Origin of the sequence: Streptomyces sp. NBC_01198, assembly GCF_036010485.1 — a bacterium.
GTDB lineage: Bacteria > Actinomycetota > Actinomycetes > Streptomycetales > Streptomycetaceae > Actinacidiphila.
Genome location: NZ_CP108568.1, coordinates 7325001 through 7350967, shown reverse-complemented (window position 1 = coordinate 7350967; position 25967 = coordinate 7325001). Strand labels below are relative to the sequence as shown.

Here is a 25967-nt window from a genome sequence, read left to right as displayed (position 1 = left end):
GTGTGCAGGAAGCTTTTTGCCGGTTTCTCAGACAACTCTCATACCGTGGTCGTCTCGTCCTCGTCTCGTCCTCATGTCCACTCGCGCAGAACGGGTATGCCGTGAACATCCGTGAACTCGCCCGCCGCAGCGGCGTGTCGACCGCCACCGTCTCCCGCGCGCTGAACGACCGCGCGGAGGTGAGCGAGGCCACCCGGGCCAAGATCCGGCGGCTGGCGAGCGAGCTGGGATACGCGCCCAACGAGCCCGCACGCACGCTGGTGCGCCGCCGCTCCGACACCGTGGGGCTGGTGTGGGACAGCGGGCAGGAGGCGCTGGGACAGCACAACCCCTTTCTGCTCGGGCTGCTGAGCGCGGTGCGCACGGCGCTGTCCGACGCCGACTACCACCTGATGCTGCTGACCACCCCGGGGCCCGAGGATCAGGACGGCGCCCACCTGCAGGCCGTACGGCGGCACAACCTGGAGGGGGTGATCGTGCTGACCACCCCGCCGGACGACCGATGCCTGCGGATGCTCGCCGACTCGACGGTGCCCTGCGCGGGGATCGACACCGCCTTCACCGGCCCGCGTACGGTCCGGGTCAGCTCGGACAACGCGGCGGGCGCGGAGGCGGCCGTGCAGCATCTGTACGAGCTGGGCCACCGCAGGATCGCCACCGTCACCGGGCCGCTGCACCTGCCGCCGGCCGCGGAGCGGCTCGCGGGCTACCTGCGGGCCTGCACCCGGCTGGGGCTGAGCGTGCCGCCGGAGTACGTGACCGAGGGCGACTTCTTCCTGGCCAGCGGGGAGGCGGCGGGCAGGCGGCTGCTCGCGATCCCCGACCGGCCCACCGCGATCTTCGCGGCGGGCGACCAGATGGCGATCGGCGCGATGCACGCGGCCGCGGACGCGGGCCTTTCGGTGCCCGGCGACCTGGCGGTGGTCGGTTTCGACGACATCGACGCCGCGGCGCTGGTGCGGCCGGCGCTGAGCACCGTCGCGCAGGACCAGCGGGGTCTCGGTGAGGCCGCGGTGGAGGCGCTGCGCGGGCTGATCGATTCGACGCCGGTGGACGCCGTGCCGGCGCAGCCGCGGATCATCCCCACCCGGCTGCTGATACGCGGATCGAGCCGGTCCGGGGTGTGAACCTCGGACCGGCTCGATCCTCTGCCGCCGTGCGGCCGCGCCGCCGGTCTCCCGGCGGGCGGCCGCGGCGTCCGGCTCAGTCCCGCTCGACGTCCTCGTCGGCGAGGATCAGGTAGAGCCTCTTGCGGGCCTCGTTCACCACCGCCAGCGCCTTCTCGCGCTGGTCGGGGGTGCCGGTGGCCCACACCTGGCGGAAGGCCTCGATGAGGCCGCCGCCGGCCTTCCTTATCTCGTTCATGGCGTCCCAGTCGACGCCGCGGCCGGCGTCCTCCCAGGGGGCGTCGGGGCCGGCCTCGGCCTCTTCGCGGCCGGTGCCGGTGAGCGTGAACAGCTTCTTGCCGCCCTCGCTCGCGCTGCTGATCAGGCCCTCGTCCTCCAGCAGCTGCAGCGTCGGGTAGACCGAGCCGGGGCTCGGCTTCCACGCGCCGCCGCTGCGCTCGGCGATCTCCTGGATCATCTCGTAGCCGTGCATCGGCCGGTCCTTGAGGAGCGCCAGGATCGACGCCCGCACATCACCCCGCCTGGCCCGGCCGCGTGGTCCGCCGCGCCCTCGGCCGCCGGGTCCGAACGGTCCGCCGCCGAAGGGCGGTCCGAAGGGTCCGAAGGCGGCCCTGCGCCCCTCGTTCTCGCCCCAGCCGTGCCGGCCGGGACCGAAGGGGCCGTGCTCGTGTCCATGTGAATGCCCGTGCATAACGGTTCTCCTATCGTGAGCGTTCGTGATGGCTCAACGATATATCGGAACTGTTCTTATGGCAAGGACCCAGGTCAGGGCGCGCCCGCCCGGGCCGGTCGGGGGTCCGACCGGCTGGGGACGCCGGACGCGGTGCCTGCCCGCGAGCGCCCGGCGGCGGCGAATCTCGGTTGATCCGGACCCCGGCTTGTGAATACTGACTGCGGGTGACCATGCACGAAGACCAGGTGGACGTGACCACCGAAACCGTTGCGACCTTGATCCAGGAACAGTTCCCGCAGTGGAGCGGTATGGCGATCCGACTCCTGCCGTTGACCGGGACGGTCAACGCCGTCTTCCGCATCGGGGACGACCTCTCCGCGCGTTTCCCGCTGCGCCCGGCCGGCGCTGCCGAGGCGCTGGCGGTCCTGGAGCGGGAAGCCCGGGCGAGCGCGGAGCTGGCGCGGGTGTCGCGCTTCCCCGCGCCGGAGCCCGTCGCCCTGGGCGAGCCCGGAGCCGGCTGTCCCATGCCGTGGTCGGTCCAGACATGGCTGCCGGGAACGGTCGCCTCCGCTGCCGACCCGAGCGGGTCGGAGGCTTTCGCCGGGGACCTCGCGGCCTTCATCGCGGCCCTCCGGAAGGCCGAGACGCTGGGCCGGCCGTTCAACGGCGAGGGCCGTGGCGGCGTTCTGGCCACCCACGACGACTGGGTGGCGAAATGCTTCGAGCAGAGCGAGGGGCTGCTCGACGTGCCCCGGCTGCGCCGGGTGTGGAGCCACTTCCGGGAGCTGCCGCGCACCGGTGCCGACGTGATGAGCCATGGCGACCTGATTCCCGGCAACGTCCTGGTCGCGGGAGACCGGCTCGGCGGCGTACTCGACACCGGCGGCTTCGGCCCGGCCGACCCCGCGCTGGACCTGGTCAGTGCCTGGCACCTGCTGCGGCCGGGCCCGCGGGAAGTGCTCAGGCGGAGCCTGGCCTGTGACGATCTGGAGTGGGAGCGGGGCAAGGCCTGGGCCTTCGAGCAGGCGATGGGTCTCGTCTGGTACTACGCCGAGACCAATCCGGGCCTGAGCGGCATGGGGCACCGGACGCTTCGCCGCATCCTGGAGTCGGTGGAGTGTCCGACGTGACCGTGCGGCTCGGACCGGCCTGTCGGAGGGCCGGGGCATACTGAGGGCATGGACAGGTCGGATCTTGTACGGCTGCGGCGCGCCCGCGACCGGATGGACCGCGACCACGCCCGGCCGCTCGATGTGCCGGCGCTGGCGCGGGAGGCGCTGATGTCGCCCGGACACTTCTCCCGCAGTTTCCGGGCGGCCTTCGGCGAGACCCCGTACGCGTATCTCATGACCCGGCGGATCGAGCGGGCGAAGGCCCTGCTGCGCCGGGGCGACCTGTCGGTGACCGACGTGTGCATGGCCGTCGGGTGCTCGTCGCTCGGGTCCTTCAGCTCGCGCTTCACCGAGCTGGTCGGCGAGACGCCGAGCGCCTATCGGGCGCGCAGCCACGCCGAGCTGGCGGCGCTGCCGGCCTGCGTGGCGAGGATGATCACCCGACCGGTCAGGATCAAAGAAGTGCCGGCAGGTGGTTCCGTCGTAGCGTGAGCGGCATGGACATCAAACTTTCGCACACGTTCCTCGCCGTCGACGACCACGACAAGGCCGTCGAGTTCTACCGCGACGTACTCGGCCTCGAAGTCCGCAACGAGGTCGGCTACGGCACCATGCGGTGGGTCACCGTCGGCGCGCCCTCCCAGCCGGAGGTCGACATCGTCCTCGAACCGCCGGCCGCCAATCCGAACATGTCGCCGGAGGACCGCAGCACGGTGGCCGACCTGATGGCCAAGGGCGTCTACGCGCGCCTCGTGTTCTGGACCGACGACGTCGACCAGACCTTCGACCGGGTCCAGGCGGCCGGCGCCGACGTCGTCCAGGAGCCGACCGACCAGCCGTACGGCGTACGGGACTGCGCCTTCCGCGACCCGGCGGGCAACGAGGTGCGGTTCAACCAGGCCAAGCACTGACGCGAGCGGCACTCCCGAGCCGTGGAGCGGGTCCGGGTCCGGAACTAGACTCGTGAGGGAGCAGAAGGAGGAGATGCGCCATGCGCAAGGTCGCCGACTGCAGGCAGGTCCCGAGCGACACAACCTGCACCCTCACGATCTCCGGTGAAGAGGACGAGGTCGTCCGTGCCGCGAGCGAGCACGCGGTCTCGGTGCACGGGCACAGCGACACCCCGGATCTGCGCGAGGAGATCCGTTCCAGCCTCAAGGACGACGTGCCCCAGCACACCTGACCCGTCCACCGCGTCGGGCTGCCGGGGCTTTGCGGGCCAACGCGGGTATCGACGGTTCGCGGTCGCTACGCTCACGCCATGCGTATCCGTATCGTCGACGCGTTCACCGACCGTCCCTTCGCCGGGAATCCCGCCGGGGTGCTGGTGCTGGACTCGGACGGCTTTCCCGGCGACCGCTGGCTGCAGCAGGTCGCGGCCGAGGTCAATCTGTCCGAGACGGCGTTCGCCCACCCGCTGACGGGTGCGCCGGACGCCGGGTGGGCGCTGCGCTGGTTCACCCCGACCACCGAGGTGGGGCTGTGCGGCCATGCCACGCTGGCCACCGCCCATGTGCTGCGGACGACGGGCGCGGCACACGGGGTGATCGCGTTCCGTACCAGGGCGGGCGTGCTGACCGCCGACGCGGACGGCGACGGCACGATCACCCTGGACTTCCCGGTCGCCCCGCTCACGCCGACGCCGGCGCCCGACGGCCTCGCCGAGGCGCTGGGCGCGGTCCCGCTGACCGTGCTCGACACCGGCCCCGACTGCGGTGACCTGCTGGTCGAGGTCGCCGACGAGGCGGCGGTACGGGCGCTGGCCCCCGATCTCGCCGTGCTGGCCCGGCTCTCGCGGCGCGGGGTGGTCGCCACCGCCGCCGCGGCCGACCCCGCGGCCGGCTACGACTTCGTCTCCCGCGGCTTCTTCCCCGCGGTCGGCATCGACGAGGATCCGGTCACCGGCAGCGCGCACACCGCGCTGGCGCCGTTCTGGTCGGAGCGTCTCGGCCGGGCGGAGCTGACCGGTCTGCAGGCCTCCGCCCGCGGCGGCCTGGTCCGTACCCGGCTGGACGGCGCACGGGTGCTGCTGACCGGGTCCGCGGTGACCGTGATCGACGGCGAACTGCACGCGGTTCCTTAGCGGCGGGGGAAGGTCAGCCGGTGGGCAGCCAGCCGACCTTCCCCGCCAGCAGCGCGTAGCCGACGAAAGCGACCGTGTCGATCAGGGAGTGCGCGGCGACCAGCGGTCCGACCCGGCCCCAGCGGCGGTAGAGCAGCACGAAGACGACGCCCATCGCCATGTTGCCGACGAAACCGCCGATGCCCTGGTAGAGGTGGTAGGAGCCGCGCAGCACGGCGCTGGCGGCGAGCGCGGCCATCGGTGTCCAGCCGAGCCGGTCGAGGCGGCGCAGCAGGTACCCCACCACGATCACCTCTTCGAGTACCGCGTTCTGCACCGCGGAGGCGACGAGCACCGGGATCTTCCACCAGACGTTCGGCAGCGACTCGGGCACCACCGTGAGGTTGAAGCCGGCCGCCCGCGCGCCGAGGTAGAAGGCCAGGCCCGTACCGCCGATCACCGCGGCGACCGCGGCCCCGCGGGCCAGGTCCAGCCGCGGGCGGGTCAGGTCGAAGCCGATCGAGCGCATGCCGGCCCGCTCCCGGCCGAGCAGGTGGGCGACCAGGGCGACCGGCACCAGCGCGCTGGCGATGGAGAAGACTTGCCAGGCCAGGTCGAGCCACGGCCGGTTCGGCGCGAAGGAGCCGACCAGCGTCGCCGCCTGGTTCTTCAGCGCGCCCGGTCTGGTGACCGAGCCGATGAAGCTGATGAGCGCCGACACGCCGCTGGCGCCCAGCGAGATGGCCAGCACGATCAGCGTCTCGTTGCGCAGCGTCCGGTTCGGCAGCCCCGCGTCCACCTGGTGCGGCTCTGTGATCATGCGGGGCCCTCCGACGGCGTGGGTGTCTCCGGACAAGATACGAAGATCCCGCCCCCGGTCGCGGAGCCACCCCCCGTCGGGCCGCCGGTTTCACAGCACGGGCCACCGGTGCACCGGCTCGCCCTCCCGCATGTGCTCGGCGTAGCGCTGGGTCATGGCGGCCAGCGCCGCCCGCCGGTCGGGAGTGCGCTCCAGCAGCCGGTGGAAGGTCGCCGACTGCCACTCGGCGCCGTTGGTGCGCAGCCGGCAGCGCTCCTCGATGATGCCGAGGTAGAGGTCGCGGTCGGCGGGCTCGATGCCCCAGGCGTCCAGCCCGGCCGCCGCCAGCGGCAGCAGCTCGTCCCTGATCAGGTCGGCGGCGGGGATCTCCACCAGGCTGCCGCGGCCGCGCGGCCAGTGCATGACCGCGCCGATGCCGTCCCGGCAGCCCGCCTCGAAGTTGGCGGCCGCGGCCCCGAAGGGCAGCCGGTGCCAGACCGGGCGTGGCGCCTCGGCCAGCGCCCTGACCAGGCCGTAGTAGAAGGCGGCGTTGGCCAGCACGTCGGCCACGGTGGGCCCGGCCGGCAGGACCCGGTTCTCCACCCGCAGGTGCGGGACGTCGTCGACGACCGCGTAGACCGGGCGGTTCCAGCGGTAGATCGTGCCGTTGTGCAGCGTCAGCTCGCGCAGCGCAGGCACTCCCCCGTCGTCCAGCACCCGCAAGGGGTCCTCGTCGTCGCAGATCGGCAGCAGCGCCGGGAAGTAGCGGACGTTCTCGGCGAACAGGTCCATGGGCGAGTCGATCCACCGTTCGCCGAACCAGGTCAGCGGGCGCACGCCCTGGGTACGCAGCTCCTGCGGCCGGGTGTCGGTGGCCTGCTGGAAGAGCACCGGACGGGTCTCCCGCCACAGCTCGCGGCCGAAGAGGAACGGCGAGTTGGCGCCGGCTGCGACCTGCGGCCCGGAGACCACCTGGGCGGCGTTCCAGACCGCGGCGAAACGGCCGGGGGTGACCTGCAGGTGCATCTGGGTGGACGTGCAGGCCGCCTCGGGCGCGATGGACGTCGAGGCGTAGACCAGGTGTTCCGCGCCCTGGATGTCCAGCGTGATGTCCTCGCCGCGCATCGCCAGGATGCGGTCGTTGAGCAGCATGTAGCGGTCGGCGCGCGACAGGTTGGTGGACACCAGGTCCTGCGGTTCCAGGGTGGGCAGAATTCCGACCATCACGATGTGCGCGCCGACCTCGCCCGCCCTCCGGTCGGCGTATGCAAGCCCGGTCCGCAGTTCTTCGGCGAGCCGGTCGAGTACGGGCCCGGAAAGCCGGTGCGGCGCAATGTTCACTTCAATGTTGAACTGGGCGAGCTCGGTCTGGAAATCGTGGCTCGCGATGCGCTCGAGCACTTCTTCGTTCATCATGCGAGGCAGTCCCGCGGAATCCGCGAGATTCAATTCGATCTCCAGGCCCATGAGATTGCGCGGCCGGTCGAATCGCTTCGCCTCCAGCAGCCGCTCCAGTCCCAGCAGGCACTGCTGGAGTTTGTGCCGGTACCGCCCGCGGTCAGCCGGGTCGAACCCGCTGGCGACGACCTTCTCCCCCATAGACGCATCCCTTCTCGTACGGCCGTCCCGTGGCCACCCATCGGAGGATGCCCACCCAAATGATCGATAACGCCACACTGCACCACGACTGCACGCTAGGCTTGCTGTAGCAGCCATCCGCGCACGTTCCAGCGGCACATTCCAATGCCATGGGCCCTGCCGGAGTACGGGTGAAATGACCGACGGGATCAGGCCGTCCGTGGCGGGCAGAAATATGCGCCGCCCTCCCCATACGCTGCGGGAATGCCGTCGACACGTCCGCGGAAGAAGGCGAATTATCGCCTTGCGCGTAATACTGGTCGCGACTAGACGAAACACGGAGCGAACACAGGTCGTATAAACTCCGCGCACAAGGCTAAGCATCCGCCGTCGCCGGACGTGCCTGAGAGGTCTCCCACAGAGCATCGAAGCGACCGTGCCGTCCGCCCACCGCTCTCCCCGCACCACGTGTCTCCCAGTGAGAGGCGACATCATGCCGCTGCTTGTTTCCCCAGCACCTGCCCCAGCCCTGCTGAGCGTCCTTGCCGCGCTCAGTTCGCCCACCGCGGTCCTGGAAGCCAGGACGCCGGCGCTGCGGACCGCGGAAGGGCCGCTGGCCGCCGAACACCCACTGCCTGTCCATGTGTTCGAGCCTGCGACCGTTCCGGGAGCACTGCCCCAGGCGCGGCTGACCGGCTGGCGGTTCCATATCAGGGCGGGTGCCCGGGTGGCCGCTGCGGGTGAGACCGTGGTGACTCCCGACGGCTGGGTGTTCTCGCGGTTCTCCGAGGGACCGTTCCTCGCGTCGATCGAGCGGGCGCTGCATCAGGCGGAGACGCTGCCGGCCACGTACCAGCCCCATCTGCTGTCGGTTCCGGGGCTCTACATGCTGGCGCTGTGGCTGCACTGCGACGCGCGGGCCGAAGCCGCGACCGCCCAGCCGGACCCGGACGACCTGCTGGTGCCGCTGGCGCCCGCACCGCCCGGCATCGCCCCGCACCGGGTGCACCGGCTGACCGAACTGGCGTCGGCGTTGAGCGTGCGGCTCGCACCGCCCCCGCTGATGGGCTCGCCCGCCTGACACCCGCGCACCACCGAAGGGGTGCCCCGCGGCCGCGGACGGCCGCGGGGCACCGTCATGTGCGTGAACACGCCGCCGGCCGTGAACGGACGGTGACGGCAACCGCCCGGGTGGGTGACACGTCCTTCCTCATGGGGCACCGCCTGGAGGAAATCCCTGCGGATTGACGCCAGGAGGGCAAGACTGGGAGCGGCCGCACGCACAATCGGGGGACGCAGATGCATCAATCAGACCGCGCGACCCATAGCACCACTCACCTCACGCAGCGAGAGACTCGACCCATGTGCCAGCACGAGCCGAAGTGCCCGACCGCAGAAGGCCCCGACCGTGAGGCCGCATTCACCGTGGCCCATCACCCGGAGCAGGGCTGGAGCCTGCTGTGCAACGGCGTGCTGCTGTTCGAGGACACCGGGGAGCTGCTGCCGGACGGGCAGATCATCGCCCCGCACCGGCCGCTCGGCACCCAGCACATCACCACCGCGGCCTGACGCCGGCACCGTCGCGCCGCGGCACACCGAGCCGGTTCCCCGTCCGCCAGGGAACCGGCTTCGCCATGTCTGCGGCCGCTGCCGCGCCGACCGTGCCGGTCAGTGGTCGTAGGCGTCCAGCGGCGGGCAGGAACAGACCAGGTTGCGGTCACCGAAGGCGCCGTCGATGCGCCGCACCGGCGGCCAGTACTTGTCGGCCGCCGACACCCCGGCCGGGAAGACGGCCTCCTGCCGGCTGTACGGGTGCTCCCACTCACCGCCCAGCGCCGCCGCGGTGTGCGGGGCGCTGCGCAGCGGGTTGTCGTCGGCGGGCCACTCGCCGGACCCGACCCGGTCGACCTCGCCGCGGATGGCGATCATCGCGTCGCAGAAGCGGTCGAGCTCGGCCAGGTCCTCGCTCTCGGTCGGCTCGATCATCAGGGTGCCCGCGACGGGGAAGGACATGGTCGGCGCGTGGAAGCCGTAGTCGATCAGCCGCTTGGCGATGTCGTCGACGCTGACGCCGGTCTCCTTGGCCAGCGGGCGCAGGTCGATGATGCACTCGTGGGCGACCAGCCCGCCGGGGCCGGTGTAGAGCACCGGGAAGTGCGGCTCCAGGCGCCTGGCGACGTAGTTGGCGCTCAGCACGGCCTGCTGGGTGGCCTGCCTGAGGCCGTCGGCTCCCATCAGCCGCACGTACGTCCAGGAGATCGGCAGTATGCCCGCCGAGCCCCAGGGCGCCGCCGAGACCGGGCCGACGCCGGTGGCGGGGCCCGCGGCGGGCTGGAGCGGGTGGTTGGGCAGATACGGCGCCAGGTGCGCGCGTACCGCGACCGGGCCGACGCCCGGGCCGCCGCCGCCGTGCGGGATGCAGAAGGTCTTGTGCAGGTTGAGGTGCGAGACGTCGGCGCCGAAGCGGCCGGGGCGGGCGAGGCCGACCAGCGCGTTGAGGTTGGCCCCGTCGACGTACACCTGGCCGCCGGCGTCGTGCACGGTCGCACAGATGTCGGTGATGTTGTCCTCGAAGACGCCGTGGGTGGAGGGGTAGGTGACCATCAGCACGGCCAGCCGGTCGCGGTGCTGCTCGATCTTGGCGTGCAGGTCGTCCACGTCCACGTCACCGTCCTGGCCGGTCCTGACCACGACGACCTTCATGCCGGCCATCACGGCGCTGGCCGCGTTGGTGCCGTGCGCGGAGGACGGGATCAGGCAGACCGTACGGGCGGTGTCGCCGTTCGCCCGGTGGTAGGCGCGCACCGCGAGCAGGCCCGCGAGCTCGCCCTGCGATCCGGCGTTCGGCTGCAGGCTGACCCTGTCGTAGCCGGTGACCTCGGCGAGCTGGTCCTCCAGGCCGCGGATCAGCGTCAGGTAGCCCTCGGCCTGCTCGGCGGGCGCGAAGGGGTGCAGCGCGCCGAACTCCGGCCAGGTGACCGGCTCCATCTCGGTGGTGGCGTTGAGCTTCATGGTGCAGGAGCCGAGCGGGATCATACCGCGGTCCAGCGCGTAGTCGCGGTCGGCGAGCCGGCGCAGATACCGCAGCATCCCGGTCTCGCTGCGGTGCAGGTGGAAGACCGGGTGGGTCAGGTAGGCCTCGGTACGCGCCAGGGCGGTGGGCAGCGCGTCCGGCGCCGCCTCGTCGAGCGCGTCGACGTCGATGTCGCCGGTGGCGCCGAAGGCGGCCAGCACGGCGGTCAGCGCGGCGCGGTTCGTGGTCTCGTCGCAGGCGATGCCGACCAGGTCGGCGTCGGTCTGCCGCAGGTTCACGCCGGCGGCGCGGGCCGCGGCGACCACCTCGGCGGCCCGGCCCGGCACCCGGGCGGTGAGCGTGTCGAAGTAACCCTCGTGGACGATCTCCACACCGGCCGCCCGCAGCCCCGCGGCCAGCACGGCCGCGTAGCGGTGGGTACGGCGGGCGATCTGCGCCAGGCCCTCGGGGCCGTGGTAGACCGCGTACATCCCGGCCATCACGGCGAGCAGCACCTGTGCGGTGCAGATGTTGCTGGTGGCCTTCTCCCGGCGGATGTGCTGCTCGCGGGTCTGCAGCGCCAGCCGGTAGGCGGTGTCGCCGTCGGCGTCGACCGAGACCCCGACGAGGCGTCCGGGCAGGTTGCGGGCGTAGGCCTCGCGCACCGCCATGTATCCCGCGTGCGGCCCGCCGAAGCCCATGGGGACGCCGAAGCGCTGGGTGGTGCCGACCGCGATGTCCGCGCCGAGCGCGCCGGGCGAGGTGAGCAGGGTCAGCGCCAGCAGGTCCGCGGCCACCGTGACGACCGCGCCCAGCTCGTGCGCCCGCTCGATGACCGGCCTTAGGTCGCGTACGGCTCCGGAGGCACCGGGGTACTGCAGCAGCACGCCGAAGACGCCGCGCTCGGCGACCTCGGCGGGGATGCCGTGGGTCAGGTCGGCCACCACGACCTCGACGCCGGCCGGCTCGGCCCGCGTCCCGATCACGGCGGTGGTCTGCGGGAAGGTGTCGGCGTCGACCAGGAAGACGCCGTCCTTCACCTTGCCGACCCGCCGGGACAGCGCCATCGCCTCGGCCGCGGCGGTGCTCTCGTCCAGCAGGGAGGCGCCGGAGGTGGGCAGGCCGGTGAGGTCGGCGACGACGGTCTGGAAGTTGATCAGGGCTTCGAGCCGGCCCTGCGAGATCTCCGGCTGGTAGGGCGTGTAGGCCGTGTACCAGGCCGGATTCTCCAGGACGTTGCGCAGGATCACCGGCGGGGTGAAGGTGCCGTAGTACCCCAGGCCGATCATCGGGGCGAGCACCTGGTTGCGGTCGGCCAGCGCACGCAGTTCGGCCAGCACCTCCGCCTCGGTGCGGGCGGCGGGCAGCGCGAGGGCGGCGGCGCTCTTGATGGTGTCCGGTACGGCCGCGTCGGTGAGCTCGTCGAGCGAGCCGTAACCCACCTGGGCGAGCATCTTGGCCTGGTCCGCGGCGTCCGGGCCGATGTGGCGGCGCGCGAAGGGCAGGCCCGCTTCGAGGTCGGCGAGCGGGGTGCGGCGGGGGGTCGGATCAGTCATCTGCGGAGGCCTCCTGGTCAGCGACGACCTTCGGGGGTACCCGGCGCGGGCACCCGTACGGCCTCCCCCTCTGTCATCAGTACCTGAGAGCTTCACCGCCCCTGCACGGGACGGCTTTCACCTTCGGTGAAGACCTGTCCCACGAACGGTGCTCACGGGGCGGGTCCTGCTTTCCAGAGTGACCTCGCCCCTGCGGTACGGATGCCTGAGAGATTCCGGGGAGGATTTGCTCCTTCGGCGCCTCCGAGATGCCACTGCGGCACGCTCTCGAAGGACTCTCCCGCACGGGGTCTGCAGCCGTTGTCCAGCCTACCAGCGCCTTCCGGGGGGCCGCCGGTCCGACATTCCGGTCGACATCACCCCTGATGTGGCTTTTGGTGGTACCAACAGCTGTCGTCTTTGGTTGGAGGGACCGTGCAGACCGACATCGATCCGCGAAGCCTCATCGGCCGCCGCGCCTTCGACCGCGACGGCGCGAAGATCGGCACGGTGGACGAGGTGTATCTGGACGACGCGACCGGTACGCCGGAGTGGGCGGCGGTGCGGACCGGTTTCTTCAGCCGCGACGCGTTCGTGCCGCTGGAGCCGAGCGAGGTGGTGGACGACGGTCTGCGGGTGCCGTACGAGAAGTCGCTGATCAGGGACGCACCGGACTTCGGCGTGGGGCGGCACCTGTCGCCGGAGCAGGAGCTGCAGCTCTACCACCACTACGGCATGCAGGTGCCGGTCGCGGAGGCAGGCGACGGACCGCCGCGCGACTTCGGCGAGTTGGCCGGCGGCGACCCGCGGCCGGGCGACAGCACCTAGCGCGGCAGCCCGGATCGGGCGCGGGGCCGCTCAGCCGGCATGGCCGGCCGGGGTCGGGCGGCCGGTCAGCGGGATCGGCTCGGACCTGGACAATGCGGGGTCGTCGACCGGGAAGGTCCGCACCCGGCCGGGCACCGCGTCCGAGGGCACCTCGAAACGGATGGTCACCCGGCCGACCCCGCTGCCCTGGACCCAGCCGGGACCGTGTTCGGCGTGTTCGACGTCCTGGCCCGGCAGCCAGCGGTGGGCCTGCTCCGGTTCCGGCGGCGGGGTGACCGGGAGCTCCGGAGGGGCGTCCTTGTCGGGCTCGGCGCCGGGGCCGGATTCGCGGCGGGTCTGGGCGGCCTGGGCGAAGAGGTCCTCCTGGGTGAAGTCGGCCAGTCCGGACACGCCGACGCCGAGCAGCCGCACCCCGCCGGTGGTGTCCACGGCCTCGGCGAGCCTGCGGGCGGTCTCCTTGACCACGGCCGGGTCGTCGGTGGGCGCCCGCAGCGTCTCGGAGCGGGTGAGGGTCGAGAAGTCGTACCGCCGGATCTTCACCACCACCGTCCGCCCGGAGCGGCCTGCACCGCGCAGCCGCTGGGCGCAGCGGTCGGCGAGCCGGTCGATCTCGTACCGCACCCGGGCCCGGTCGGTCAGGTCGGTGTCGAAGGTGTCCTCGACGGAGATGGACTTCACGTCCCGGTCGGCGACCACCGGTCGGTTGTCGAGGCCTGCGGCCATCGCGTGCAGCGAGCTGCCGTGCGCCTTGCCGAGCAGCCGGACCAGCTCGGGCTCACCGGCCTGCGCGATCTCGGCGACGGTGAGGATGCCGGCCCGCCGCAGGTGCTCGGCGGTCGCCGGGCCGACGCCCCACAGGGTGCGTACCGGAAGCGGGTCGAGCAGCGCGCGCTCGGTGCCCGGCTCGACCACCACCAGGCCGTCCGGCTTGGCCTGCTCGGAGGCGATCTTGGCGAGCAGTTTGGAGCCGGCCAGGCCGACCGAGGCGGTCAGCCCGGTCGCGGCCATGATGTCGGCCCGCAGCCGCTCGGCGACCGCCCGCGGGTCGCCGGCCAGGTCGCCGGCCTCCAGGTCGACGAAGGCCTCGTCCAGGCTCAGCGGCTCTATCAGCGGCGACACCTCGCAGAGCAGGGCCATCACGGTGTCGCTGATCCGCCGGTAGACGCCGAAGCGCGGCAGGAGATAGGCGGCGTTGGGGCACAGCCGCCGGGCGTGCGCCATGGCCATCGCCGAGTGCACGCCGTGCACGCGCGCCTCGTAGGACGCGGTCGCCACCACGCCGCGGGGTCCGAGCCCGCCGACCACCACCGGCTTGCCCCGCAGGCTCGGCTTGGACGCCTGCTCGACCGCGGCGAAGAACGCGTCCATGTCCAGATGGAGGATGGTCGGCGTACTTCTCACACCACCGATCGTGCCGCACACCGCCGACAATCGCCGTACACCTGTACGGCACGGCGTCCGCCGGAGCCCCCGGCAGCGGCCACCGGCGCGGCCACGTCACCGGCCGCCGCGCACGTCGGCGTCCCGCCGCGGGCGGCTCAGACCGCCCGGTTGCGCCGCCTGGCCAGCTCGTCCGCCGGATTGTGGCCGACCAGCGTCTCGCCGGTGTCCACCCGCTCGCCGTGCAGCTCGGACAGCGAGCTCTCCACGTCCCGCCAGACCACGCCGACGGCGATCCCGAAGACCCCCTGGCCGCCCTGGAGCAGGTCGACCACCTCCGCGGGCGAGGTGCACTCGTACACGGTGGCGCCGTCGCTCATCAGGGTCATCCTGGCCAGTTCGGCCGGGCCCACCGAGCGCAGGTGGCGTACCGCCGTCCGGATGTTCTGCAGGGCCACACCGGTGTCGAGCAGCCGCTTGACGATCTTGAGCACGACCACGTCGCGGAAGCTGTAGAGCCGCTGGGTGCCCGAGCCGTACGCCGGGCGGACGCTGGGCTCGACCAGGCCCGTCCGCGCCCAGTAGTCGAGCTGGCGGTAGGTGATGCCGGTGGCCGCGCAGGCCGTGGGGCCGCGATAGCCGACCTGCTCCGGCTCGGGGTCGCCGACGGGTGCCGGTCCCGCCGTCCCCGGTTCCGCGGCGCGGGCCAGTGCCCCCAAGGGCGGATAGGGGCCGCCGACCGCCGAACCGTCGCCGGTGCTTCTCACGCCGCCCTCCGTCCCTCACGTCCCGAACACCGCGTGCACGTGCCACGGGACTTTCCACTTCGACGGTAGGCAGTCACTCGGGGTGCGTCAACGATCGCCACACTCGGCACGCCGAGTGAAATTGACCCCACGAGTGGTTTGATGTGATCGGCACCGGGAACGGCTCCCCGAATGGCCTCACAGGGCAAGCTTGCCCAGCCGGCCGTGCCGATCGGTCGGCCCGCCGGGCCGGCCCGGCGCACAGCCGGGCCCGCGCCGGATCACTGGTTGCTGGTGCCGAAATCCTCCGGCGAGATCTGATCGAGGAATTCGCGGAATTTCTCCACTTCGTCCTCCTGCTCGTCCGGGATCGCGATCCCCGCGTCGTCCAGCACACCGTCACTGCCGTAGATCGGCGTACCGGTGCGCAACGCGAGCGCTATGGCGTCCGACGGGCGGGCGCTGACCTCCACGCCGCTGGCGAAGACCAGCTCGGCGTAGAAGACACCTTCCCGCAGGTCGGTGATGCGGACCTCGGTGAGCGTCTGCCCCACAGCTTCGAGCACATCCTTGAAGAGGTCGTGCGTCAGCGGTCGCGCAGGTGTCATTCCCTGCTGCGCGAAGGCGATGGCGGTGGCCTCGCCCGGCCCGATCCAGATGGGCAGGTACCGGTCGCCTCCCACTTCACGCAGGAGCACGATCGGTTGATTGGAGGGCATTTCCACCCGGACACCCACAACATCGAGCTCGTTCACACGTCAACCCTAGGACGTGCCCGCCGGGTTTGGGTAGTCGGGCACCCCGGGCGCCGCCTGCGGGTGTCCTCCGAGCAGCGGGAATTCCCCGGTCAGCGCAGCCGCAATCGCAGTGCTGACCGCACCATGGCCGCATGCAGCCGAACCGACAGCTCGGCCAGCTCTTCCGCGGTGATCTCGGCGTGTCGGCGGGTCTGCGGGTTGCGGTGCCTGCGCAGCGGCGCCACCAGCTGCTCCACCAGGCCGGCCTCCCGGTCCGCGGCGGCCTTCACCGCCCGCAGATGCCGCGGTTCCAGGCCGCGGCGGCCCAGATCGGCGATGAGCCGGCCGATCACCACCGTGTCGGCGTCGTAGCCGCCGTCGCCGCCCGCCTCGACCAGCCCGTAGGACTCCCACTGGTCCAGCTCGGCCGCGCCGGCCCCGGTCGCCGCCAGAAGCGCCTCCCTGCCCAGCCGGAGCTCCTGGGGGCCACGCAGGGCCTCCTCGGGGCCATCCTGCGGCCGCGCGCCGTCGTGCGGCTGCCCGTCCACCTCGTCACCGGCCCGGCCGGGCAGTACCGGCTGCTCGCCCCGGTCCAGCCCGGCCAGATGCTCCTTGATCACCCGCAGCGGCAGATAGTGGTCCCGCTGCACCCGCAGGACGTAGGCGAGCCGCCGCACGTCCTCAGGAGCGAATTTCCGATACCCCGAGGGGGTGCGCTGCGGTTCGACCAGGCCCTCCGCCTCCAGGAAGCGGATCTTGGAGATGGTGACCTCGGGGAACTCGTCCCGCAGCTGCCCCAGCACCGCGCCGATGCTCAGCAGTGCGCCGTCCGTGGTGGCGGTGCCGTCCCCGGCACCGCCCGGCGTTCGCGGCATGAGCACCTCTCTGGAGGGTGGGATCCCCCCGGACGGCCCGGGAGGAGTCAGATGCCCCGCAGGCTCGAGTAGAAGACCAGCCGGTACTTGCCGATCTGCACCTCGTCGCCGTTGGAAAGCAGCACCGCGTCGATCCGCTCCCGGTTGACGTAGGTGCCGTTCAGGCTGCCCACGTCGGAGACGGTGAAGTAGCCGTCGGGGCCGCGGCGGAACTCGACATGCCGCCGGGAGACGGTGACGTCGTCCAGGAAGATGTCGCTCTGCGGATGCCGGCCCGCGGTGGTCAGCTCGCCGTCCAGCAGGAAGCGGCTGCCCGAGTTCGGGCCGCGGCGCACCACCAGCAGCGCGGAGCCCGGGGGCAGCGCGTCGACGGCGGCCTGCGCCTCGGGCGACAGGGACGGCATGACGGTCTGGCCGGTGGCCTCCGCCTCGTACGCCTCGATACCCGAGATCGAGATCGTGGACGTGGTCTCCGACGCGCGCTCGGACGGAGCACCGCCCGGCCGCAGCGGGGCACCGCAGTTGGAGCAGAAGCGGCTGGCCGCCGCATTCGTGAAACCGCACCTGCCGCAGACCGGCAAACCGAACCCTCCACCCGTGGTCGAGGTCGATGGTTCTCCGGAACCTATGCGAGCGGAGGACGCAGGGTCAACAGGCGCCACGCCGGGCGCACCGGAGTATCCGCCGCTCCTGCCCTGCCCGTCGTTCCTGAACAGCGGGCGGTCGGCGGACTGCTCGTCCTCCGGCGTGCTCCGTGGCGCGCGGTGCCGTGCGGTCGCCGGGTCACCCGACTGCCGCGCACTCTTGCCGAACAACTTCCCAAACAACTTCACGGGCGATTCCCCTTGAAAGACGCAGACCCGCCCGTAAGGCAGGACGAACCCTCACTACACACAGTTTCCACCACACCACAGTCCACCGACGCCCCGACCCCCCGCCTCATCGGGATGACGACCGAGCGTAGTCAGGCTGCTTCGACGGCCGCAAGGCGTCCACGACGATCTTCTGCGACCTCACCACATCTGCCGTGGCCTGCTCCTTCTCCAGCGTCTGCACCACCCCGCCCGGGATGTTCAGCGCCGGCTCCAGATCCTGCGGATTGCCGATCACCTTGAAGACGTACGGCTGGGACACCTGATGGCCGTCGATCCGCACCCCGTCCGTACCGTCGGTGAAGTACGTGTCCGCGACCACCCGCACGTTGTTGATCTGGATCGCCTCGGCACCGGCCGCCCGCAGTTCCTGCAGGGTGTCCAGCAGCGAGTCCGCGGCGACACCGCCGTGCGGGTCGGTGATCGTCAGCGTGATGCCGGGCCCCTGGGCCCCGACCGTGCCCGCCAGGATACCGAGTTGCTGCTCCTTCTGGCGGGTCTGTTTGAGCGCCTCCGCGGCCTGGTCGGAACTGGACTGGAGCTCGGTGCGCTGGGTCTCCAGGCCGCGCTTCTCGTCCTCCAGGCGCTGGGTGCGGTTGTCCACCTCGGTGAGGATGCGGACCAGGTCCTCCTGGCGGGCGCCGCGCAGGGTGCCGCCGTTGTCGCTGGTCGTGTTCACCTGGATGGCCAGGCCCAGGCCCAGCACGAACAGCAGCACCGCCACCGTCAGCTGGGCGCGGGAGGCCCGCGGCGGCCACAGGCCAGCGACCAGCCGCTGCCGGCCGCTGGGCTGTGGCGCGGCCGGCTGCTCCGGCTCGTCCGTCGTGCGGTCCGCCGCTGCCTCCTGCGGGGCGGGCGGCTCCTCGGCCTCGCCGCGGCCCGGGTCGTCGTTGCGCTCGTCGCTCATACCGCGGTCACGCCCGGAAGACGTGGCGGCGGATGGCCGCCGCGTTGGAGAAGATCCGGATCCCGAGCACGACCACCACACCGGTCGACAACTGCGCGCCCACCCCGAGCTTGTCGCCGAGGAAGACGATCAGCGCGGCCACGACGACGTTGGACAGGAAGGAGACCACGAAGACCTTGTCGTCGAAGATCCCGTCGAGCATCGCGCGCAACCCGCCGAAGACGGCGTCCAGCGCGGCGACCACGGCGATGGGGAGGTACGGTTCGACTCCGGTGGGCACGACAGGGCGCACCACCAGTCCGACCACGACTCCCACGACGAGGCCCAGTACGGCGATCACTACGAACCCTTCCCTGTTGCGGCGGTGTCCGCCTGCCCGCTGCTGCCCGCGACCGGCCGGGCGTACCGCACGATCAGGCTCGGGGCGGCCGCCAGGCGGACGTCCTTCTCCACGGTGACGCTCGCCCGGATCCCGTAGTTCTGCTCCAGCGCGTGCAGATACTGACCGTCCGCACTGTCCTGGAAAGCCGTGCTCAGCTTTTCCCCGTCACCGATCGCCAGCACCGTATACGGCGGCGCCAGCGGTCTGTTGTCGACCAGTATGGCGTCCCCCGCGGCCCGGATCGCCGACAGTGCCGTCAACCGCTGCCCGTTGACACTGATCGCCTCCGCGCCGGACGCCCACAGGCCGTTGACCACCCGCTGCATGTCCCGGTCGCGGACACGTCCGGTGTCGGCGAAGCCGCTGCTCTCCCGCGGGCCGCCGGCGTCGCCCTGGGACGCCTCCTTGGCGTCGTCCACGACCAGCTTCACCCCGCGGCCGCCGGCCGGCGTCGCGCCCGCCAGCAGTTCGAGCAGCGCGCTGTCGTCGCCGCCGTGGTCGTGCAGCGCGGCACGCTGCTCCGAAGACACGGTGTCACGCAGGCCGTCCACGTTCTTCTGCAGGCTGTCCGCGCTCCTGGTCTCCGACTGGACCCGGTCGATCAGCTTCTGCCGCTCCTTGGCCTCGGTGGGCGCCGCCCGGTGGGCCTCGGCGGCCCCCACGGTGACCACGACCGCCGCAAGCAGCAGGCCGCCGGCCAGTCCGAGCCGGCCGCTGAGCGAGGTGGGCAGCCGCGACGTGCCGACCTGGCCACGACGGGCCGCCGCCTCGGCGTACCCGTCGTCGAGGCTGTGCTCCATCACGTTAGTGAGCAGGGACATCGACGCGTCGGGCCGCCGCGGAGCAGCCCCCTTGGCGGGGCTGCTCCGATCGGGTTGCGGCTGCGGCATGCCGCACATCGTCGCACGTCGTGACCACCGCACTCGAACGGCCCCCTCAAGGTCCGCCGTCCGGGCGCGCGTTCACGCCGGAGCCGCCCCGCCGCTCAGCGCGGGGTCACTCCCCGGCGCCCTCCACGACCTGCGACCACTCGTCGAGCAGCGCCTGCGCCGAGCCGTCGTCCGGGCCCTCCGCCCACAGGTGGGTGACCGCTTCCGCCGGGTCGGGCAGCACCATGATCCAGCGCCCGTCCGACTCCACCACCCGCACGCCGTCCGTGGTGTCCACCGAGCGCTCGCCGGCCTCCTCGACCACCCGGCGCATCACCATGCCCTTGACCGCCCACGGGGTCGGCACGTCCCGCTTGAGGACGTGGGCCTGCGGGATACGGGCGTCGATCTGGCTCAGGGTGAGCTGGGTGCGCGCCACCAGGCCGATCAGCCGCACGAAGGCCGCGGAACCGTCGAAGACGCTGCTGAACTCCGGCACGATGAAGCCGCCGCGGGCGTCACCGCCGAAGATCGTGCCCTCCTCACGGCCGACCCGGGTCAGGTCGTCGGGCGACGTCGTCGTCCAGGTGACCTGGGTACCGTGGTAGGCGGCCACCTGCTCGGCGATCCTGGTCGTGGTCACCGGCAGCGCCACCCGCCCGCTGCGCCGCTCCGCAGCCACCAGGTCCAGCAGCACCAGCAGCGCGCGGTGGTCCTCCACGATCCTGCCGCGCTCGTCCACCAGCGACAGCCGCTCGCCGACCGGGTCGAAACGCACACCGAAGGCGGCCCGCGCCGACGACACGATCTCGCCGAGCCGTACCAGCCCCGCCCTGCGTCCCTCCTCGGTCTCGGTGGGGCGCGCCTCGTCCAGGCCGGGGTTGACCATCAGTGCGTCGACCCCGAGCCGGCCGAGCAGCGACGGCAGCACGAGCCCCGCGCTGCCGTTGGCGGCGTCCACCACGACCTTGAGGCCCGACTCCGCGATACCCGAGATGTCCACCGCACGCAGCAGCGCACCGGTGTACGAGTCGAAGACCGTCGAGGGGAACCGCAGGTCGCCGATCTCGCCGGGGAAGGCCCTGCGGTACTCCTGCCGGGAGAAGACCCGGTCGAGTTTGCGCTGGCCGGCCGCGGACAGGTCGGCGCCCCGCTCGTCGAAGAACATGATGTCGAGCGAGTCGGGCCGGCCCGGCGAGGTACGGATCATGATGCCGCCCGCGCTGCCGCGGGCGGTCTGCTGGCGCGCAACCGGCATCGGGACATTCTCCAGGTCGCGCACCTCGATCGCGCTGGTCTGCAGCGCCGAGATCACCGCCCGCTTGAGCGCACGCGCACCACGGGAGTGGTCACGTGCGGTGGTGACGGTGGCGCCCTTCTTGAGCGTCGTCGCGTACGCCCCCGCCAGCCGTACGGCCAGCTCGGGGGTGATCTCGACGTTCAGGATGCCGGAGACCCCGCGGGCGCCGAACAGGTGCGCCTGACCGCGCGACTCCCAGATGACCGAGGTGTTGACGAAGGCGCCGGCCTCCACCGTCTTGAACGGGTAGACCCGCACCGTGCCCGCGATGATCGACTCCTCGCCGATCAGGCACTCGTCGCCGATCACCGCGCCGTCATCGATCCTGGCGGCCCGCATCACGTCGGTGTTCTTGCCGATCACACAGCCGCGCAGGTTGGTCTGCGGGCCGATGTAGACGTTGTCGTGGATCACGGCCTTGTGCAGGAACGCGCCTGTCTTCACCACGACGTTGGATCCGATGACGCTGTGCTCGCGGATCTCCGCGCCGGCCTCGACCTTGGCGTAGTCACCGATGAACAGCGGTCCGCGCAGCACCGCGTCCGGATGGACCTCCGCGCCCTCGGCCACCCACACGCCGGGCGCGATCTCGAAGCCGTCGATGTCGACGTCGACCTTGCCTTCGAGGACGTCCGCCTGCGCCTTCACGTAGCTCTCGTGGGTGCCGACGTCCTCCCAGTAGCCCTCGGCGATGAAGCCGTAGATGGGCTTGCCTTCCTTCATCAGCTGCGGGAAGACATCACCGGACCAGTCGACCGGCACGTCGGCCTCGACGTAGTTGAAGACCTCGGGCTCCATCACGTAAATACCGGTGTTCACCGTGTCGGAGAACACCTGGCCCCAGGTCGGCTTCTCCAGGAAGCGCTCGACCCGGCCCTCGTCGTCGACGATCGTGATGCCGAACTCCAGCGGATTGGGCACGCGGGTCAGGCAGACGGTGACGAGTCCGCCCTTCTGCTTGTGGAACTCGATCAGCTCAGTGAGGTCGAAATCCGTGAGCGCGTCGCCTGAGATCACCAGGAACGAATCGTCCTTAAGGGCGTCCTCGGCGTTCTTGACGCTGCCCGCGGTACCGAGCGGCTTCTCCTCGTTCGCGTAGGTCAGCTCCATTCCGAATTCCTCGCCGTCCCCGAAATAATTCTTCACCAGGGATGCGAGAAACTGGACTGTGACGACCGTCTCAGTGAGCCCGTGCCTCTTGAGCAGCGTCAGAACGTGCTGCATGATCGGCCGATTCACCACTGGGAGCAGAGGTTTGGGCATGCTTGAGGTCATTGGGCGAAGGCGGGTACCTTCGCCGCCGGCCATAACAACCGCTTTCATGTCGGAAACATCCTCCTCGTGACTCAGCCAGCCGTGGTGTCCGCGCTCACAAGTCGGCGGACCTGCACCACGTAGAGGATCCCTGCCCACCAGTACAGGGTTGTACCCCAACCTGTGAACGCCCAGCCGAAAACAGCCGCCAGTGTCGCAAGCCACCCGCTGCCGTCGCTCAGCAGCAGCAGCGGAAAGGCGTACATGAGGTTGAAGGTAGCCGCTTTCCCGATGAAGTTCACCTGGGGTGGGCCGTAGCGGTGTCTCCGGAGAATCAGGAGCATCACCGCCATCATCGCCTCACGGGCGAGGAGCAGCAGGGTGACCCACAGAGGCAGGATCCCCCGCCAGGTCAGTCCGACCAGCGTGGTCAGCACATACAGCCGGTCAGCGGCGGGATCCAGCAGCCGGCCGAGGTTGCTGATCTGATTCCAGCGGCGGGCCAGCTTGCCGTCCAGGTAGTCGCTCACCCCGCTGAACGCCAGCACCAGCAGCGCCCACCCGTCGGCCTTCGGGCCGCCGAACTCGGGCCACAGAATCAGCCACAGGAACACCGGCACACCGACGAGGCGGGCCATACTCAGGATGTTCGGGACCGTGAAGATCCGATCCGTTTGCACCCGTGTCTCCTGGACCTCCACCGGGTCCCCTCCTGCTGTATCTACGTGCGTACGTTGCGGGCCGACTCTACCCCAGGCACAAAAAAGGCCTGGCCCCGGATCAAGGATCCGAGGCCAGGCCTCTAATAATTGTTCGGCGGTGTCCTACTCTCCCACAGGGTCCCCCCTGCAGTACCATCGGCGCTGAAAGGCTTAGCTTCCGGGTTCGGAATGTAACCGGGCGTTTCCCTAACGCTATGACCACCGAAACACCATGAAACACACACCACACCACCCAACCACCCCGCCATAGGGGGTATGGGTGTGTGGTGGCTGGTTGTTTCAGAACCACACAGTGGACGCGAGCAACTGAGGACAAGCCCTCGGCCTATTAGTACCGGTCAGCTCCACCCCTTACAGGGCTTCCACATCCGGCCTATCAACCCAGTCGTCTACTGGGAGCCTTACCCCATCAAGTGGGTGGGAGCCCTCATCTCGAAGCAGGCTTCCCGCTTAGATGCTTTCAGCGGTTATCCCTCCCGAACGTAGCCAACCAGCCATGCCCTTGGCAGGACAACTGGCACACCAGAGGTTCGTCCGTCCCGGTCCTCTCGTACTAGGGACAGCCCTTCTCAAGACTCCTACGCGCGCAGCGGATAGGGACCGAACTGTCTCACGACGTTCTAAACCCAGCTCGCGTACCGCTTTAATGGGCGAACAGCCCAACCCTTGGGACCGACTCCAGCCCCAGGATGCGACGAGCCGACATCGAGGTGCCAAACCATCCCGTCGATATGGACTCTTGGGGAAGATCAGCCTGTTATCCCCGGGGTACCTTTTATCCGTTGAGCGACGGCGCTTCCACAAGCCACCGCCGGATCACTAGTCCCTACTTTCGTACCTGCTCGACCCGTCAGTCTCACAGTCAAGCTCCCTTGTGCACTTACACTCAACACCTGATTGCCAACCAGGCTGAGGGAACCTTTGGGCGCCTCCGTTACCCTTTAGGAGGCAACCGCCCCAGTTAAACTACCCACCAGACACTGTCCCTGATCCGGATCACGGACCGAGGTTAGACATCCAGCACGACCAGAGTGGTATTTCAACGACGACTCCCCCCAAGCTGGCGCTTGGAGTTCACAGTCTCCCACCTATCCTACACAAGCCGAACCGAACACCAATATCAAGCTATAGTAAAGGTCCCGGGGTCTTTCCGTCCTGCTGCGCGAAACGAGCATCTTTACTCGTAGTGCAATTTCACCGGGCCTATGGTTGAGACAGTCGAGAAGTCGTTACGCCATTCGTGCAGGTCGGAACTTACCCGACAAGGAATTTCGCTACCTTAGGATGGTTATAGTTACCACCGCCGTTTACTGGCGCTTAAGTTCTCAGCTTCGCCACACCAAAATGTGACTAACCGGTCCCCTTAACGTTCCAGCACCGGGCAGGCGTCAGTCCGTATACATCGCCTTACGGCTTCGCACGGACCTGTGTTTTTAGTAAACAGTCGCTTCTCGCTGGTCTCTGCGGCCACACCCAGCTCACCGAGTAAATCGGATCACCAGACATGGCCCCCCTTCTCCCGAAGTTACGGGGGCATTTTGCCGAGTTCCTTAACCATAGTTCACCCGAACGCCTCGGTATTCTCTACCTGACCACCTGAGTCGGTTTAGGGTACGGGCCGCCATAAAACTCGCTAGAGGCTTTTCTCGACAGCATAGGATCATCCACTTCACCACAATCGGCTCGGCATCAGGTCTCAGACTATTGCCACCCGGATTTACCTGGATGACGTCCTACACCCTTACCCCGGGACAACCACCGCCCGGGCTGGACTACCTTCCTGCGTCACCCCATCACTTACCTACTACAAGTCTGGTCCGTCGGCTCCACCACTCCCCCTCACTCCGAAGAGATCAGAGGCGGCTTCACGGACTTAGCATCGCCTGGTTCAGCACTGGGCGCTTTACAGCGGGTACCGGAATATCAACCGGTTGTCCATCGACTACGCCTGTCGGCCTCGCCTTAGGTCCCGACTTACCCTGGGCAGATCAGCTTGACCCAGGAACCCTTAGTCAATCGGCGCAAGAGTTTCCCACTCTTGTATCGCTACTCATGCCTGCATTCTCACTCGTGAACCGTCCACCACTGCCTTCCGGCGCGGCTTCACCCGGCACACGACGCTCCCCTACCCATCCGTACAGGCGTTGGCCCTATATGTACGAATGACACGACTTCGGCGGTACGCTTGAGCCCCGCTACATTGTCGGCGCGGAATCACTTGACCAGTGAGCTATTACGCACTCTTTCAAGGATGGCTGCTTCTAAGCCAACCTCCTGGTTGTCTCTGCGACTCCACATCCTTTCCCACTTAGCGTACGCTTAGGGGCCTTAGTCGATGCTCTGGGCTGTTTCCCTCTCGACCATGGAGCTTATCCCCCACAGTCTCACTGCCGCGCTCTCACTTACCGGCATTCGGAGTTTGGCTAAGGTCAGTAACCCGGCAGGGCCCATCGCCTATCCAGTGCTCTACCTCCGGCAAGAAACACACGACGCTGCACCTAAATGCATTTCGGGGAGAACCAGCTATCACGGAGTTTGATTGGCCTTTCACCCCTAACCACAGGTCATCCCCCAGGTTTTCAACCCTGGTGGGTTCGGTCCTCCACGACCTCTTACAGCCGCTTCAACCTGCCCATGGCTAGATCACTCCGCTTCGGGTCTTGAGCGTGCTACTCAACCGCCCTATTCGGACTCGCTTTCGCTACGGCTACCCCACACGGGTTAACCTCGCAACACACCGCAAACTCGCAGGCTCATTCTTCAAAAGGCACGCAGTCACGACACCAAATGCAAGCACTTGATGCGACGCTCCCACGGCTTGTAGGCACACGGTTTCAGGTACTATTTCACTCCGCTCCCGCGGTACTTTTCACCATTCCCTCACGGTACTATCCGCTATCGGTCACCAGGGAATATTTAGGCTTAACGGGTGGTCCCGCCAGATTCACACAGGATTTCTCGGGCCCTGTGCTACTTGGGTGATCTCCAAGAGAGCCGCTCATGTTTCAGCTACGGGGGTCTTACCCTCTACGCCGGACCTTTCGCATGTCCTTCGCCTACACAAACGGTTTCTGACTCTCCGACCGGCCGGCAGACCGATCAAGGAAACTCCCACGACCCCGTATACGCAACCCCTGCCGGGTATCACACGCATACGGTTTAGCCTCATCCGGTTTCGCTCGCCACTACTCCCGGA

The 25967-nt window shown here is 69.6% G+C and carries 23 protein-coding genes, 2 rRNA genes and 2 riboswitches (1 of these 27 only partly in view); of the genes, 9 read left to right on the top strand and 16 right to left on the bottom strand.

Going from position 1 to position 25967, the window contains the following annotated elements:
* Nucleotides 1–101: 101 nt before the first annotated feature.
* The gene (locus OG702_RS32865; RefSeq protein ID WP_327292591.1) at nt 102–1127 is read left to right on the top strand and encodes a LacI family DNA-binding transcriptional regulator; all 1026 of its coding nucleotides are present in this window, start codon (nt 102–104) and stop codon (nt 1125–1127) included.
* 76 nt (nt 1128–1203) lie between these two features.
* On the opposite strand, the gene OG702_RS32860 is transcribed toward OG702_RS32865, so the two are convergent.
* Nucleotides 1204–1818: a PadR family transcriptional regulator gene (locus OG702_RS32860; RefSeq protein WP_327292590.1), complete on the bottom strand. Its 615-nt coding sequence runs from the start codon at nt 1816–1818 to the stop codon at nt 1204–1206.
* Nucleotides 1819–2030: 212 nt separating this feature from the next.
* On the opposite strand from OG702_RS32860, the gene OG702_RS32855 reads away from it, so the two are divergent.
* The 5 genes from OG702_RS32855 to OG702_RS32835 all read left to right on the top strand — a co-directional run bounded on the left by OG702_RS32855 (nt 2031) and on the right by OG702_RS32835 (nt 4995).
* On the top strand, nt 2031–2930 hold the full coding sequence (locus OG702_RS32855; protein ID WP_327293457.1) for an aminoglycoside phosphotransferase family protein: 900 nt from the start codon (nt 2031–2033) through the stop codon (nt 2928–2930).
* 48 nt (nt 2931–2978) lie between these two features.
* Nucleotides 2979–3404: a helix-turn-helix transcriptional regulator gene (locus tag OG702_RS32850; protein WP_327292589.1), complete on the top strand. Its 426-nt coding sequence runs from the start codon at nt 2979–2981 to the stop codon at nt 3402–3404.
* Between the two features lie 5 nt (nt 3405–3409).
* A complete protein-coding gene (locus tag OG702_RS32845) occupies nt 3410–3823 on the top strand; it encodes a VOC family protein (protein WP_327292588.1) in 414 nt (137 codons plus the stop codon).
* An 80-nt stretch (nt 3824–3903) separates the two neighbouring features.
* Complete coding sequence (locus OG702_RS32840; RefSeq protein WP_327292587.1) at nt 3904–4095, top strand: DUF1059 domain-containing protein; 192 nt, start codon at nt 3904–3906, stop codon at nt 4093–4095.
* Nucleotides 4096–4173: 78 nt separating this feature from the next.
* Entirely contained in the window at nt 4174–4995 is an 822-nt protein-coding gene (locus OG702_RS32835) for a PhzF family phenazine biosynthesis protein (RefSeq protein WP_327292586.1), read from the top strand.
* A 13-nt stretch (nt 4996–5008) separates the two neighbouring features.
* Here the strand turns inward: OG702_RS32835 and OG702_RS32830 are convergent, their stop codons facing one another.
* A complete protein-coding gene (locus OG702_RS32830; protein WP_327292585.1) occupies nt 5009–5794 on the bottom strand; it encodes a CPBP family intramembrane glutamic endopeptidase in 786 nt (261 codons plus the stop codon).
* Between the two features lie 90 nt (nt 5795–5884).
* Complete coding sequence (locus OG702_RS32825; protein WP_327292584.1) at nt 5885–7372, bottom strand: glutamate--cysteine ligase; 1488 nt, start codon at nt 7370–7372, stop codon at nt 5885–5887.
* A 472-nt stretch (nt 7373–7844) separates the two neighbouring features.
* Between OG702_RS32825 and OG702_RS32820 the strand changes: the two genes are divergently transcribed.
* Both OG702_RS32820 and OG702_RS32815 read left to right on the top strand, forming a co-directional pair.
* Nucleotides 7845–8432: a hypothetical protein gene (locus tag OG702_RS32820; RefSeq protein WP_327292583.1), complete on the top strand. Its 588-nt coding sequence runs from the start codon at nt 7845–7847 to the stop codon at nt 8430–8432.
* A gap of 281 nt (nt 8433–8713) precedes the next feature.
* The gene (locus tag OG702_RS32815; protein ID WP_327292582.1) at nt 8714–8920 is read left to right on the top strand and encodes a DUF5999 family protein; all 207 of its coding nucleotides are present in this window, start codon (nt 8714–8716) and stop codon (nt 8918–8920) included.
* 99 nt (nt 8921–9019) lie between these two features.
* Here the strand turns inward: OG702_RS32815 and gcvP are convergent, their stop codons facing one another.
* Nucleotides 9020–11920 carry an aminomethyl-transferring glycine dehydrogenase gene (gene gcvP, locus OG702_RS32810; protein ID WP_327292581.1) on the bottom strand — a complete coding sequence of 967 codons (2901 nt, stop codon included), beginning with the start codon at nt 11918–11920 and terminating at the stop codon, nt 9020–9022.
* A gap of 60 nt (nt 11921–11980) precedes the next feature.
* A riboswitch (glycine riboswitch) is annotated at nt 11981–12103 on the bottom strand.
* A riboswitch (glycine riboswitch) is annotated at nt 12104–12213 on the bottom strand.
* A 121-nt stretch (nt 12214–12334) separates the two neighbouring features.
* Here gcvP and OG702_RS32805 point away from each other — a divergent pair.
* On the top strand, nt 12335–12727 hold the full coding sequence (locus OG702_RS32805) for a PRC-barrel domain-containing protein (RefSeq protein ID WP_327292580.1): 393 nt from the start codon (nt 12335–12337) through the stop codon (nt 12725–12727).
* Between the two features lie 30 nt (nt 12728–12757).
* Here the strand turns inward: OG702_RS32805 and OG702_RS32800 are convergent, their stop codons facing one another.
* The 12 genes from OG702_RS32800 to OG702_RS32745 form a co-directional block, all read right to left on the bottom strand.
* Nucleotides 12758–14128: a DNA polymerase IV gene (locus OG702_RS32800; protein ID WP_327292579.1), complete on the bottom strand. Its 1371-nt coding sequence runs from the start codon at nt 14126–14128 to the stop codon at nt 12758–12760.
* Nucleotides 14129–14265: 137 nt separating this feature from the next.
* On the bottom strand, nt 14266–14817 hold the full coding sequence (locus tag OG702_RS32795; protein WP_442814754.1) for a MerR family transcriptional regulator: 552 nt from the start codon (nt 14815–14817) through the stop codon (nt 14266–14268).
* Nucleotides 14818–15134: 317 nt separating this feature from the next.
* Complete coding sequence (locus OG702_RS32790; protein ID WP_031518684.1) at nt 15135–15608, bottom strand: bifunctional nuclease family protein; 474 nt, start codon at nt 15606–15608, stop codon at nt 15135–15137.
* A 92-nt stretch (nt 15609–15700) separates the two neighbouring features.
* A complete protein-coding gene (gene ftsR / locus OG702_RS32785) occupies nt 15701–16465 on the bottom strand; it encodes a transcriptional regulator FtsR (protein WP_327292577.1) in 765 nt (254 codons plus the stop codon).
* Between the two features lie 47 nt (nt 16466–16512).
* The gene (locus tag OG702_RS32780) at nt 16513–17046 is read right to left on the bottom strand and encodes an FHA domain-containing protein (RefSeq protein WP_327292576.1); all 534 of its coding nucleotides are present in this window, start codon (nt 17044–17046) and stop codon (nt 16513–16515) included.
* A 358-nt stretch (nt 17047–17404) separates the two neighbouring features.
* Complete coding sequence (locus tag OG702_RS32775; RefSeq protein ID WP_327292575.1) at nt 17405–18244, bottom strand: DUF881 domain-containing protein; 840 nt, start codon at nt 18242–18244, stop codon at nt 17405–17407.
* A 7-nt stretch (nt 18245–18251) separates the two neighbouring features.
* Nucleotides 18252–18584 (bottom strand): small basic family protein, encoded by a 333-nt coding sequence (locus OG702_RS32770; RefSeq protein WP_033175851.1) that lies wholly within the window; start codon nt 18582–18584, stop codon nt 18252–18254.
* Entirely contained in the window at nt 18584–19525 is a 942-nt protein-coding gene (locus OG702_RS32765; protein ID WP_327292574.1) for a DUF881 domain-containing protein, read from the bottom strand. Before OG702_RS32765 ends, OG702_RS32770 begins: the two co-directional genes overlap by 1 nt.
* Nucleotides 19526–19622: 97 nt before the next feature.
* Nucleotides 19623–22118, bottom strand: coding sequence for a mannose-1-phosphate guanyltransferase (locus OG702_RS32760; protein ID WP_327292573.1), 2496 nt, complete (start codon nt 22116–22118; stop codon nt 19623–19625).
* A 23-nt stretch (nt 22119–22141) separates the two neighbouring features.
* Nucleotides 22142–22750, bottom strand: coding sequence for a CDP-alcohol phosphatidyltransferase family protein (locus tag OG702_RS32755; protein ID WP_327292572.1), 609 nt, complete (start codon nt 22748–22750; stop codon nt 22142–22144).
* Nucleotides 22751–22860: 110 nt separating this feature from the next.
* Nucleotides 22861–22977, bottom strand: a 5S ribosomal RNA gene (gene rrf, locus OG702_RS32750).
* Between the two features lie 102 nt (nt 22978–23079).
* Nucleotides 23080–25967, bottom strand: a 23S ribosomal RNA gene (locus tag OG702_RS32745); it runs 237 nt beyond the window's last position.